General features: G+C 69.0%; 11 protein-coding genes. All 11 read left to right on the top strand.

Features of this window, described 5'->3' with window-relative positions; translation table 11 throughout:
* Positions 1-4: 4 nt before the first annotated feature.
* The 11 genes from E5P3_RS27590 (at position 5) to E5P3_RS27540 (ending at position 12181) form a co-directional block, all read left to right on the top strand.
* Positions 5-1150 (top strand): ABC transporter substrate-binding protein, encoded by a 1146-nt coding sequence (locus E5P3_RS27590; RefSeq protein WP_232073497.1) that lies wholly within the window; start codon positions 5-7, stop codon positions 1148-1150.
* Positions 1151-1190: 40 nt separating this feature from the next.
* Positions 1191-2246, top strand: a complete 1056-nt coding sequence (locus E5P3_RS27585) for a branched-chain amino acid ABC transporter permease (RefSeq protein ID WP_162588860.1) — start codon at positions 1191-1193, stop codon at positions 2244-2246.
* Positions 2243-4090, top strand: a complete 1848-nt coding sequence (locus E5P3_RS27580; RefSeq protein WP_232073342.1) for a branched-chain amino acid ABC transporter ATP-binding protein/permease — start codon at positions 2243-2245, stop codon at positions 4088-4090. The genes E5P3_RS27585 and E5P3_RS27580 overlap by 4 nt, the downstream gene beginning before the upstream one ends.
* A gap of 856 nt (positions 4091-4946) precedes the next feature.
* Positions 4947-5678 (top strand): ABC transporter ATP-binding protein, encoded by a 732-nt coding sequence (locus E5P3_RS27575; RefSeq protein WP_162588859.1) that lies wholly within the window; start codon positions 4947-4949, stop codon positions 5676-5678.
* Complete coding sequence (locus tag E5P3_RS27570; protein WP_162588858.1) at positions 5668-7269, top strand: ATP-dependent acyl-CoA ligase; 1602 nt, start codon at positions 5668-5670, stop codon at positions 7267-7269. Before E5P3_RS27575 ends, E5P3_RS27570 begins: the two co-directional genes overlap by 11 nt.
* A 3-nt stretch (positions 7270-7272) precedes the next feature.
* Complete coding sequence (locus tag E5P3_RS27565) at positions 7273-8040, top strand: SDR family NAD(P)-dependent oxidoreductase (protein ID WP_162588857.1); 768 nt, start codon at positions 7273-7275, stop codon at positions 8038-8040.
* Between the two features lie 55 nt (positions 8041-8095).
* Positions 8096-8872: an SDR family NAD(P)-dependent oxidoreductase gene (locus tag E5P3_RS27560; RefSeq protein ID WP_162588856.1), complete on the top strand. Its 777-nt coding sequence runs from the start codon at positions 8096-8098 to the stop codon at positions 8870-8872.
* Positions 8869-9375, top strand: a complete 507-nt coding sequence (locus tag E5P3_RS27555) for a MarR family winged helix-turn-helix transcriptional regulator (protein WP_162588855.1) — start codon at positions 8869-8871, stop codon at positions 9373-9375. The genes E5P3_RS27560 and E5P3_RS27555 overlap by 4 nt, the downstream gene beginning before the upstream one ends.
* Before the next feature lie 333 nt (positions 9376-9708).
* Entirely contained in the window at positions 9709-11211 is a 1503-nt protein-coding gene (gene trpE, locus E5P3_RS27550) for an anthranilate synthase component I (protein ID WP_162588854.1), read from the top strand.
* Positions 11211-11600, top strand: coding sequence for a GxxExxY protein (locus E5P3_RS27545; protein ID WP_162588853.1), 390 nt, complete (start codon positions 11211-11213; stop codon positions 11598-11600). The genes trpE and E5P3_RS27545 overlap by 1 nt, the downstream gene beginning before the upstream one ends.
* Entirely contained in the window at positions 11597-12181 is a 585-nt protein-coding gene (locus E5P3_RS27540; RefSeq protein ID WP_162588852.1) for an anthranilate synthase component II, read from the top strand. The genes E5P3_RS27545 and E5P3_RS27540 overlap by 4 nt, the downstream gene beginning before the upstream one ends.
* Position 12182 lies beyond the last annotated feature (1 nt).

The raw sequence follows: 12182 nt of genomic DNA, 5'->3' as shown, positions 1-12182 counted from the left end.
CTTGATGAAGACCCTGGCGCGCAACGCGCTGGCCACGGCCCTTGCCGCCGGATTCGCGATGACCGCATTCGCGGCCGATCTCAAGGTGGGGCTGAGCGTCTCGCTCTCCGGTCCGAACTCGTCGCTGGGCGTTCCCTACGCCAAGGGCATGCAGGCCGCGCTGGCCTACAAGGGCGAGGTCAACGGCCGCAAGATTCAGCTGATCGTGCTCGACGACGGCTCCGACCCGACCACCGCCGGCCGCAACGCGCGCAAGCTGGTGGACGAGGAGAAGGTCGATGTGCTGATGGGCACCTCCGGCGTGCCGGCCGCGATCGCGATGGCGCAGGTGGGCCGCGATGCGAAGGTGCCGATGATCGGCCTCACGCCGATCCAGCTCGACCCGGCGGAGAACGGCTGGGTCTTCACCGTCGCGCAGCCCACGCAGCTGATGATCGACGCGGTGGTCGAGCGCATGAAGAAGGACGGCGTCAAGACCGTGGGCTACATCGGCTTCTCCGACGCCTGGGGGGATCTGGTCTACAACGCGCTGATGAAGGCGGCGCCCACGGCCGGCATCAAGGTGCTGGGCAACGAGCGCTATGCGCGGGCCGACGCGTCCGTCACCGGCCAGGTGCTCAAGCTGCTGGCGATGAAGCCGGATGCGGTGATGACCGGCGGCGCCGGCACGCCGGGCGCGCTGCCCTTCCTGGCGCTGAGCGAGCGCGGCTTCAAGGGCCCGATGTACGGCCAGCACGGCCTGATCAACCCCGACTTCGTGCGCGTGGTCGGCGCTGCCGGCCAGGGCGCGCTGATGCCCACCGGGCCGGTGATCGTGGCCGAGCAGCTGCCGAACGACTACCCGACCAAGAAGATCGCGATGGATTTCCGCGCCGCCTTCCAGAAGGTCAACAACGCGCCCACCAGCGACGCCTTCTCGGCCTACTCCTTCGACGGCTGGCTGGTGTTCACCAACGCTGCGGCGCGCGCCAAGGGCGAGCCGGGCACGCCCGAGTTCAGGCTGTCGCTGCGCGACGCGATCGCCAGCACCAAGGAGGTGGTGGGCACGCACGGGGTCTACAACTTCAAGCCGGGCGATCTCTACGGCGTGGACGAGCGCGCGCGCGTGATCGTGAAGCTCGAGAACGGCCAGTGGAAGCTCGCCAACTGAAGCCCCCGGGCTGCAGCGGAAAGAAGCGGAGGACTCCTCAATGACACCCGACGTGGCACTGATCCTGGGCATCGATGGCCTGGCGAACGGCGCCGTTTATCTCCTGGCCGGGCTGGGGCTGGTGCTGATCTTCTCGGTCACGCGCGTGGTCTTCGTGCCCTTCGGCGATGTCGCGGCCTTTGCCGCGCTGTCGCTGGCCGCTTTCGAAACCGGGCGCGTGCCGCCCACCATCGGCCTGGTGCTGGTGCTGACCGCGCTCGCGCTTGCGACCGAGATCGGCAGCCTGGTGCGGCGCGGCGAAAGCGCCCGCATCCCCAAGGCCCTGCTGGGCTGGGGCGTGTTGCCGCTCGTCCCCTGCCTGCTGGCCTGGCTGGCGAGCCGGCCGGGCGTGCCGGCGCCGCTGCACATCGCCTCGGCGGTGCTGCTGGTGGTGCCGATCGCGCCGCTTCTTTCGCGCGTGGTGTTCCAGCCGATCGCCGATGCCTCGGTGCTGGTGCTGCTGATCGTCTCGCTGGCGCTGCACTTCCTGCTGTCGGGCCTGGGCCTGCTGTTCTTCGGGCCCGAGGGCTCGCGCACGCAGCCCCTGGCCAGCGGCTCGCTCCCGCTGGGCGACGGCTTCACGGTCAGCGGGCAGGTGATCCTGATGGTGGCATCGGCGGTCGTGCTCAGCGGCCTGTTCTTCCTGGTGTTCGAGCGCACGATCGCCGGCAAGGCGCTGCGCGCCACGGCAGTCAACCGCGTGGGTGCGCGTCTGATCGGCATCCGGCCGGCGCGCACGGCGCTGCTGGCCTATGGCTGCGCCTCGCTGCTGGCCGGCCTGATCGGCGTGCTGATCGCGCCGGTCACCACCATGTACTACGACTCGGGCTTCATCATCGGGCTCAAGGCCTTCGTGGCGGCGATCATCGGCGGCCTGGTGAGCTACCCGATGACCGCCATCGGCGCGCTGGCGGTGGGCGTGGTCGAGAGCTTCGCCTCCTTCTGGAGCGGCGCGCTGAAGGACGTGATCGTCTTCAGCCTGCTGATCCCGGTGCTGATGCTGCGCTCCTTCATGAGCGTGCATGCGGAAGAGGAAGAAGAGGAGGTGGACCAATGAGCACAGCGCAAACGACCGAAGGCGCCGTCTCCGTGAGCAGCACGCCGGCAGGCGCATCGACGAAGCGCCTCCCCAGGCGCCTGCTGTGGATCGGCCTCGCCGTCGTGGTGCTGGCGCTGGTGCCGCTGCTCGCCGGCAACTTCACGGTCTCGCTGCTCAACGACATCGGCATCGGTGCGCTGGTGGCGCTGGGGCTGGTGCTGCTGACCGGCATCGGCGGGGCGACTTCCTTCGGGCAGGCGGCCTTCGTCGGCATCGCCGCCTACGCGACGGCCTGGCTCAGCACCGCGCAGGGCCTGTCGCCGTGGCTGGGGCTGGTGTTCGCGCTGGGCCTGACCGGGCTCTCGGCGCTGGCCATCGGCATGCTCACGCTCCGGCTGGGCGGGCACTTCCTGCCGCTGTCGACCATCGCCTGGGGCCTGTCGATCGCGATGCTGTTCGGCAATGTCGATGCGCTGGGGCGCCACACGGGCCTGTCGAACATCCCGGCCCTCAGCATCGGCACCTGGTCGCTGGCCGATCCGCGCGCCATCTACTACCTGATCTGGGCGTTGGTCGGCCTGGCCATGCTGTTCAGCCACAACCTGCTGCAGTCCCGGCCGGGCCGCGCGATCCGCAGCCTGCGCGGCGGCGCCATCCTGCTGGCCAGCGTGGGGGCCGATGCCTACCGCGTGCGGCTCACGCTGTTCGTGACGGCCGCGCTGTTCGCCGGCCTCGCGGGCTGGCTCTATGCGCACATGAACCGCTTCGTGAGCCCCTCGCCCTTCGACGTGCGCGCCAGCATCGAGTACCTGCTGATGGCGGTGGCCGGCGGGCTCGGGCACCTGGCCGGCGCGCTGGTCGGCTCGGCGCTGGTGCTGATCCTCAAGAACGGGCTGCAGGACGTGCTGCCGCTTTTGACGCAGCGTGCCGGGCAACTGGAGGCCGTGGCCTTCGCGACGCTCTTCATCCTGCTGCTGCACTTTGCGCGCGGCGGGCTGATGGGCTTCGTGCGGCGCTGGACCCACAAGCGTGCGCGTGCGCAAGCGCCGCGCGAGCCCTTGGCGGCGGTCGAGCCGTTGCCGCATCGCACGCTGCCCGAGCGCGGTTCGCCGATCCTCTCGGTCACGGGGGCTGTCAAGCGCTTCGGCGGGCTGGTGGCGGTCAACGACGTGAGCTTCGAGGTGAAGGCCGGCGAGATCATGGGCCTGATCGGGCCCAACGGCGCGGGCAAGTCGACCATGTTCAACCTGCTGACCTGCACCGCGCCGATGACGGCCGGGCAGGTGCGCTTCCTCGGCCACGACATCGGCGGCATGCCGCAGCGCAAGGTGGCGCGGCTGGGGCTGGCGCGCACCTTCCAGCACGTCAAGCTGCGCCCGCACATGACGCTGCTGGACAACGTCGCGCTGGGTGCGTATGCCCGCACGAGTTCGGGCGTGCTCAAGGCGGGCCTGCGGTTGGACCGCGCCGAGGAGCGCCAGATCCTGCAGGAGGCGCAGCGCCAGCTGGACCGCATCGGCCTGGGCGAGCGCGCGCACGAGCTCGCGGGCAGCCTGCCGCTGGGCACGCAGCGCATCCTGGAGATCGCCCGCGCGCTCGCGGCGGACCCGGTGCTGCTCGTGCTCGACGAGCCGGCCGCGGGGCTGCGGCGCAAGGAGAAGATGGCGCTGGGCGACCTGCTGCGCAAGCTGCGCGAGGAGGGCGTGACCATCCTGATCGTCGAACACGACATGGATTTCGTGATGAAGCTGGTGGATCGGCTGGTGGTGATGAACTTCGGGTCCAAGCTGGTGGAGGGTGTGCCTTCGGCGGTGCGGGCGGACGAGCGGGTGCAGGCGGCTTATCTGGGGAGCGTGGTATGAGGTCGTTTGATTTCGTACGGTGCGCGTGGTTTGAGTTCGGAGCCGGGATTTCGCCCCGGCGGGCGAGTCACTTTCTTTGTCTCGCCAAAGAAAGTAACCAAAGAAAGGCGACCCCACTGCGCGAGTCCCTTCGCTTCGCTACGGGCAACCTGCGGTGCTCGCTTTTCGCGGGGTCCGCGCAAACTCGCTGCGCTCAAACACGCGCGGCCCTGATCCGCGAAAAGCTCCGCTCCTCGGCACGCGCAGAGGGGATATGGGACGGGCCATTGCTTCGCTCGGCCTCCAACGGCCTCGCTGCGCGAGGCCTGGAACAGGGGCATGCGGATTCGCTCGAGGGTGAGCACGAGCACGAGCACGAGCACGAGCACGAGCGTGTGCGTGTGCGTGTGCGTGTCCGCGAGAGTCAACGTGAGCGAGGATCCGAAGCTCACGCCCACCTGCATTGCACACAAGGACGCGCCATGGCGCGTTGGACTCCAAGTCCCCTCTGGCCGCGCCGAGGAGCGGAGCTTTTCGCGGAAAAAGGGCCGCGCGTGTTTGAGCCGCAGGCGAGTTTGCGCGGCCCCCGCGAAAAGCGAGCACCGCAGGTTGCCCGCAGCGAAGCGGAGGGTCGCGGCCAGTGGGGTCGCCTTTTCTTTGGTTACTTTCTTTTGGCGAAGCAAAAGAAAGTGACTCGGTTGCCGGGACGACGCCCCGGCTCCAGCCTCAAACCAACAGCAACGTACGAATCGAAAGTCCAGTGCCCTCACCTCAGCCCAGAAGCTGAGGCAGAGGCAGAGGCAGAGGCAGAGGGAGCACGACCGCAGAGAGCGGAAGCAATACAACCCCAAGTGACGAGCCACGAGAAGGCCTTCCAATGACCGCGATGCTAGAAATAGGCGACCTTCACGTGTCCTACGGCCAGGTCGAAGCCGTCCGCGGCGTCTCGCTGAACCTGGAGCACGGCCAGATCATCTCGGTGATCGGCCCCAACGGCGCCGGCAAGACCACGCTGCTGGCCGCGGCCATGGGCCTGCTGCCCTGCAAGGGTGTGCTGCGCTTCGAAGGCGAGGACCTCCACGGGCTCGACGTGGAGGCGCGCGTCGAGCGCGGCCTCTGCCTGGTGCCCGAGAAGCGCGAGCTCTTCGGCGAGCTCAGCGTGCTCGACAACCTGCAGCTCGGCGCCTTCGGCAGCAAGCTGCGCAGCGAGGCGCTGAAGAAGCGGCTGCAGTCGGTCTACGACCGCTTCCCACGCCTGGCCGAGCGCCGTTCGCAGCGTGCCGACACGCTCTCGGGCGGCGAGCGGCAGATGCTGGCCGTGGGCCGCGCGTTGATGTCGGCGCCGCGCCTGCTGATGCTGGACGAGCCCAGCCTGGGCCTGGCGCCCCTGATCGTGCGCGACATCCTGAACATCGTGCGCAAGCTGCGCGAGGACGGCGTCTCCATTCTGCTGGTCGAGCAGAACGCACGGGCGGCGCTGGAGAGTTCGGACCATGGCTATGTGCTGGAGACCGGCGAGATCGCGCTCACCGGCGAGTCGCACGAGCTGGCCAACGATCCGCGCGTGCAGGCGACCTACCTCGGCGGGGGCACGAAAGATGACGACTGAGCGCCCTGCCAGTCCGCTGCCGCCGGCGCAACGCACGCTGCCTGCGATGCTCGAGCGCCAGGCGGCGCGCTTCGAGGAGCGGCCGCTGCTGCGCATTGCGGGCCGCTCATGGACGCACGCGGACGCGCAGCGGGCTGCGGGCGGGCGTGCCGCGGCGCTGGCGCAAGCCGGCGTGCAGCGCGGCGACCGCGTGGCGGTGATGAGTGGCAACCGCATCGAGTTTCTGGAAGTCTTTCTAGGCTGCGGCTGGCTGGGTGCGGCGATGGTGCCGATCAACACGGCCTCGATGGGGCCGCAGATCGAGTACTTCCTGCAGAACAGCGAGGCGAAGCTGCTGGTCATCGAAGCGGCCTTCGTCGAGCGCCTGCTGGCCGCGGATCTGGCGCGCACCTCGCTGCGCGAGATCTGGGTGCTGGATGTGCACGCCGGTGATGCAACACCGGACGTGCGCACGCTTTCCTATCCTGCGGCGCTCGAGGGCCTCCCCCCGGCTGCGATGCAACCGGGCGATCCCCTGGCCATCCTCTACACGTCCGGCACCACCGGGCCGGCCAAGGGCGTGGTGTGCCCGCATGCGCAGTACTACTGGTGGGGCGTCAACAGCGCGGATGTGCTTGGCGTGGGCGCCGAGGACGTACTGTGCACCACGTTGCCGTTGTTCCACATCAATGCGCTCAACACCTTTGCGCAGGCGGCGATCACGGGTTGCGAAGTCGTCTTCGAGCCGCGCTTCTCGGCGTCCGGCTTCTGGCCGTCGATGCGGGCCTCGGGCGCGACGGTCGTCTACCTGCTGGGTGCGATGGTGCCCATCCTGCTGGCGCAGCCCGAAGGGTCGGGCGAGCGCGACCACCGCGTGCGCGTCGGGCTGGGGCCCGGCGTGCCGGAATCCGCGGGCCGGGCCTTCCTGGAACGCACCGGCGTGCGGCTGCTGGAGGGCTATGGCTCCACCGAGACCAACTTCGCCATCGCCACCGCGCCCGATTCGCCGCGAGGCGGCGTGATGGGCTGGCTGCGTCCCGGCTTCCAGGCGCGCGTGGCGAATGAAGACGATGTCGCGCTGCCGGATGGCGAGGCCGGCGAACTGCTGCTGCGCGCCGACGAACCCCATGCCTTCGCGAGCGGCTACTTCAACATGCCGGAGAAGACGGTCGAAGCCTGGCGCAACCTCTGGTTTCACACAGGCGACCGTGTGGTGCGCGAGGCGGATGGGGCCTTTCGCTTCGTCGATCGCATCAAGGATGCGATACGCCGGCGCGGGGAGAACATCTCTTCCTTCGAGGTCGAGCAGGTGCTGCTGAGCCATCCCGGCGTCGCCGCCTGTGCGGTCTATCCGGTGCGCTCCGAACTGGCCGAGGACGAGGTGATGGCCGCACTGGTGGCGCGAGAGGGCCAGCGCCTCGACCCGGCCGAGCTGCTTGCCTTCTGCGAGACCCGGCTGCCGTACTTCGCGCTGCCGCGCTACGTCGACCTGCTGCCTGACCTGCCGCGCACCGAGAACGGCAAGGTACAGAAATACAAGCTGCGCGAGCGCGGCGTGACGGCCGTCACCTGGGACCGCGGGCCCGGCGGTCGGACGCCGGCCAGGGGCTGAGGCATGCCGACGCCTGCCGCGCTGTTCTCGCTGGCCGGACGCTCGGCCTTCGTGACCGGAGCGGGGCAAGGGCTTGGCGCGGCCATCGCGCGCGGGGTGGCCGAGGCCGGCGCACGCGTGATGCTGACCGACATCGACGAGCGGGCGGTCGGGGCCGTGGCGGCCGGCCTGCGCGACGCGGGCCACGAGGCCATTGCCATGCCGCTCGACGTGCGCGACGAGGCCACATTCCAGCTGTGCTTCGACGCGGCCGTGCAGCGCTTCGGCGGGGTCGACGTGATGGTCAACAACGCCGCCCGCACGCCGTCCACCTCACTGTGGGACATCGGCGCCGAGGAATGGGATGAGGTGCTGGCCGTCAATCTGCGCGGCAGCTTCTTCGGCTGCCGGATCGCCGGGCGCCACATGCGCGAGCGCGGGGCGGGCCGCATCGTCAACCTCGGCTCGATCGCCGGGCAGCAGGCCAGCGCGGCCACCGGCGTGCACTACGCGGCCTCGAAGGCGGGCGTGATCGCGCTGACCCGCGCTTTTGCCCGAGAACTCGCGCCGCACGGGGTGACGGTGAACGCGCTGGCGCCGGCCGCGGTGCGCAGCCCGATGCTCGAGGCGATGGATGAGGCGCGGCAGCGAACGCTGGTCGCCGGCATCCCGGTCGGGCGCTTCGGCGAGCCGGAGGAGGTGGCCGCGGCGGTGGTCTACCTGGCCTCGCCGGCCGCGGCCTTCGTGACCGGCGCCACGCTGGACCTCAACGGTGGATGCCGCATGCGCTGAGCAGGCGCCTGTCATCGCCGATCCCTATAAAGATTCAGAACTGGACAATTCAGGTATGCAAGCACATTCAATGACTGGCCGCCACGCGCTCGTGACCGGCGCGGCGCGCGGCATCGGCGCCGAGATCGCGCGCACCCTGGCGGCCGAGGGTGCGGTGCTGACCCTGCTCGGGCGGGACCGCGCCGCACTGCTGCGCGTGGCCGGCTCGCTGCCCGGCACGGGCCATGGCGTGGTGACCGCCGACGTGGCCGACCCGGAGGCCGTGGCAGCGGCCTTCGCGCAGGCGCGCGCCGAGCGCGGGCCGGTCGCGATCCTCGTCAACAACGCCGGCGCGGCCGAGAGCGCGCCTTTCCTGAAGACCTCCGTCGCGCTGTGGCAGCGGATGTTGAGCGTCAACCTGACGGGCAGCTTCCTCTGCGCCCAGGCGGCGCTGCCGGGCATGCTCGAAGCGGGCTGGGGCCGCATCGTCAACATCGCGAGCACGGCGGGGCAGAAGGGCTATGCCTATGTCAGCGCCTACACGGCGGCCAAGCACGGCGTGATCGGGCTCACGCGCTCGCTCGCGCTGGAGGTGGCGCGCAAGGGCGTGACGGTGAATGCCGTCTGCCCCGGCTATACCGACACCGACATCCTGCGCGACAGCGTCAGCAACGTGGTCGGCAAGACAGGGCGCAGCGAGGCCGAGGCAATGGCGGAGTTCGCGGCGGTCAACCCGCAGCGACGCATCGTGCAGCCGGCCGAGGTGGCGGATGCGGTGCGTTGGCTCTGCGGCGATGGCGCCGTGTCGGTCAATGGCCAGTCGATCTCGGTCTCGGGCGGCGAGGTCACATGAAGCAGAACGACGCTTCGCATGCGCTCCTGAGCGACGCGCAGGAGCTGGGGCACGAGGCGCGTGCCGGCACCGGCGACCACGCGGTCCTCAAGCTGTGGCTGCGCATGCTGGCCAGCACCACGCAGATCGAGGCCGAGATCCGCAAGCGGCTGCGCGAGAACTTCGACATCTCGCTCGCGCGCTTCGACTACATGGCGCAGCTCTACCGCTACCGCGAGGGCCTCAAGATGCGCGTGCTGTCGCGCTACCTGATGGTGACCGGCGGCAACGTCACCGGCCTGACCGACGAGCTCGAACGCGAGGGCGTGGTCCAGCGCTCGCCCAGCCCGGAAGACCGCCGAGCCTGGATCGTGAGCCTGACGCCCAAGGGCCGCCGCAGCTTCGAGGCCATGGCCAAGGCGCACGAGGAATGGCTGCTGGAGCTCTTCGCGGGGCTGGACGAGAAGGCGGTGCAGCAGCTGTATGCGCAGCTCGGGGCGCTGCGCGTGCACCTTGTCCGCTAGCGCCTTCCGGGACGCGCATCTTCTTGCAGTCCTCCAGGCCTCCGGCGCCGGGCCGGGCAGATCCGGATCGGGGCGCGTGAAGCGACGAGGGCATTGTTTTGTGTTGCCGGTGTCCCTGGGATAAACTCGCGCCTCCATGTTCATTCATCACGTCATTCAGACAGGTCAAGGCGGCCGGGGAGCCTGGCCTTGGCGCACGCCATCGTTGCAGCCTGTTTGATTGCACGGCGCACGCCGTGCGCCCACGGCCGAGGTCCAACCCGACGCGGCCACCTCTCATGTGAATGACACCGGCGACCACGTGGCGTCGCCGGCCGACGGAGACCCCACCCCGTGATCACCGAACTCGAATTCAAGAGCCTCAGCGCGCAGGGCTACAACCGCATCCCGCTGATGGTCGAGGCCTTTGCCGACCTCGAAACCCCGCTGTCCCTCTATCTCAAGCTGGCCCACGCCAAGGAGAGCGGCCGCCACAGCTTCCTGCTGGAATCGGTGGTTGGCGGCGAGCGCTTCGGCCGCTACAGCTTCATCGGCCTGCCGGCGCGCACCCTGCTGCGCGCGAGCGGCTTCGGCACCGAGGCGTTGACCCAGGTCGTCACCGGCGGCAAGGTGGTCGAGGAGGTCCGCGGCAATCCGCTGGACTTCGTCGCGGCCTACCAGAAGCGCTTCAAGGTGGCCCTGCGGCCCGGCCTGCCGCGCTTTTGCGGCGGGTTGGCAGGCTACTTCGGCTACGACACGGTGCGCCATATCGAGAAGAAGCTGGCGCTGAGCTGCCCGCCCGACACGCTGGGCTGCCCCGACATCCTCTTGCTGCAATGCGAGGAGCTGGCGGTGATCGACAACCTCTCGGGCAAGCTCTACCTGATCGTCTACGCCGACCCGGCTCAGCCCGAGGCCTATGCCAATGCCAAGCGGCGCCTGCGCGAATTGCGCGAGCAGCTCAAGTACTCGGTCAGCGCGCCGCAGGTGCGGCCGACCCAGGCGCATCCGCCGCAGCGCAGCTTTGCCAAGGTCGACTACCTCGCGGCGGTGGAGCGCGCCAAGGAACTGATCGCAGCCGGAGACTTCATGCAGGTGCAGGTGGGCCAGCGCATCAGCAAGCGCTACACCGAATCGCCGCTCTCGCTCTACCGTGCGCTGCGTTCGCTCAACCCCTCGCCCTACATGTACTACTACGACCTGGGCGACTTCCACGTGGTGGGCGCCTCGCCGGAGATCCTGGTGCGCCAGGAGCAAACGGGCGGAGGCGAGCAGAAGATCACCATTCGCCCGCTGGCCGGCACGCGACCGCGCGGCGCCTCGCCCGAGCAGGACAAGGCGGCCGAGCAGGAGCTGATCAACGACCCCAAGGAGCGTGCCGAGCATGTGATGCTGATCGACCTGGCGCGCAACGACATCGGCCGCATCGCCAAGACCGGCAGCGTGAAGGTGACCGAGGCCTTTGCCATTGAACGCTACAGCCATGTGATGCACATCGTGAGCAATGTCGAGGGCACCTTGAAGGACGGCATGACCGCGATCGACGTGCTGAAGGCCACCTTTCCGGCCGGCACCCTGACCGGCGCGCCCAAGGTACACGCCATGGAGCTGATCGACCAGCTGGAGCCGACCAAGCGCGGCCTCTACGGCGGTGCCTGCGGCTACATCAGCTACGCGGGCGACATGGACGTTGCGATCGCCATCCGGACCGGCATCGTCAAGGACCAGATGCTGCACGTGCAGGCGGCAGCGGGCGTGGTGGCCGATTCGGTGCCCGAGTTGGAGTGGAAGGAAACCGAGGCGAAGGCGCGGGCGCTGCTGCGCGCCGCCGAACTGGTCGAGGAAGGGCTCGAGTGATGGCCGACGAGTTTCAGAATACCGACTTCTCGCACGAGATCATCGGCGCAGCGGTCGAGGTGCAACGGGTGCTCGGCATCGGCCTGCCGGCCGAGGTGTATGCCGCGGCGCTGGAGATCGAACTCGCCGAGCGCGAGATCGGCTTCGTGCGGGACGTGCCGGTGTCGGCCAGCTACAAGGGCCGCTCGCTCGGCGAGGTGTGCCGCGCGGGCTTCGTGGTCGAGCAATCGGTGGTCGTCGAAGTGAAGGCGGTCGATGCGTTGACCGACCTGCATCGTGCCCAGGCGCAGGCCACGGTGCGGCTGTCGGGACTGCCGCTGGGCCTGCTCGTCAATTTCAACGTGTTCCCGGTGGTCAAGGGCGTGCATCGGATCGGAGCCAAGCCATGAAACTGCTGATGATCGACAACTACGACAGCTTCACCTACAACCTCGTCCAGTATTTCGGCGAGCTTGGCGCGGAGGTGGAAGTGCATCGCAACGACGAGATCACGGTCGAAGGGGTGGGTGAGCGCATCGCTGCCGGCGTTGGGCGGCTGGTGATTTCGCCGGGGCCTTGCTCGCCTGCCGAAGCCGGCATCTCTGTCGCGGCGATCAGGGAATTCGCCGGCAAGCTGCCGATCCTGGGGGTGTGCCTGGGCCATCAGGCGATCGGCGCGGCCTTTGGCGCCCGCATCGTGCGTGCGCAGCAGCTCATGCACGGCAAGACCAGCGAGATCACGACCACGCGCGAAGGCGTCTTCGCCGGGTTGCCCGAGAAGTTCGTGGTCAACCGCTACCACTCGTTGTCCATCGAGCGCGACTCCTGCCCGGGCGAACTCAAGCTCACGGCGTGGACCGAGGACGGCGAGATCATGGGCGTGCGCCACACCGGTTTCGAGCAGGCGGCGCGCATCGAGGGCGTGCAGTTTCATCCCGAATCCATCCTCACCGAGCACGGCCATGCCATGCTCAAGAACTTCCTGGAGTGAA

The organism is Variovorax sp. RA8, from assembly GCF_901827175.1.
Classification (GTDB): domain Bacteria; phylum Pseudomonadota; class Gammaproteobacteria; order Burkholderiales; family Burkholderiaceae_C; genus Variovorax.
The sequence above is the reverse complement of the archived record's forward strand: the minus strand, read 5'-3'. Positions and strand labels throughout refer to the sequence as shown.

Bases quoted from the DNA above. Each gene is read 5' to 3' on its own strand.
- E5P3_RS27590 (WP_232073497.1), top strand. From the start codon at position 5: ATGAAGACCCTGGCGCGCAACGCGCTGGCCACGGCCCTTGCCGCCGGA.
- E5P3_RS27585 (WP_162588860.1), top strand. From the start codon at position 1,191: ATGACACCCGACGTGGCACTGATCCTGGGCATCGATGGCCTGGCGAAC.
- E5P3_RS27580 (WP_232073342.1), top strand. From the start codon at position 2,243: ATGAGCACAGCGCAAACGACCGAAGGCGCCGTCTCCGTGAGCAGCACG.
- E5P3_RS27575 (WP_162588859.1), top strand. From the start codon at position 4,947: ATGACCGCGATGCTAGAAATAGGCGACCTTCACGTGTCCTACGGCCAG.
- E5P3_RS27570 (WP_162588858.1), top strand. From the start codon at position 5,668: ATGACGACTGAGCGCCCTGCCAGTCCGCTGCCGCCGGCGCAACGCACG.
- E5P3_RS27565 (WP_162588857.1), top strand. From the start codon at position 7,273: ATGCCGACGCCTGCCGCGCTGTTCTCGCTGGCCGGACGCTCGGCCTTC.
- E5P3_RS27560 (WP_162588856.1), top strand. From the start codon at position 8,096: ATGCAAGCACATTCAATGACTGGCCGCCACGCGCTCGTGACCGGCGCG.
- E5P3_RS27555 (WP_162588855.1), top strand. From the start codon at position 8,869: ATGAAGCAGAACGACGCTTCGCATGCGCTCCTGAGCGACGCGCAGGAG.
- E5P3_RS27545 (WP_162588853.1), top strand. From the start codon at position 11,211: ATGGCCGACGAGTTTCAGAATACCGACTTCTCGCACGAGATCATCGGC.
- E5P3_RS27540 (WP_162588852.1), top strand. From the start codon at position 11,597: ATGAAACTGCTGATGATCGACAACTACGACAGCTTCACCTACAACCTC.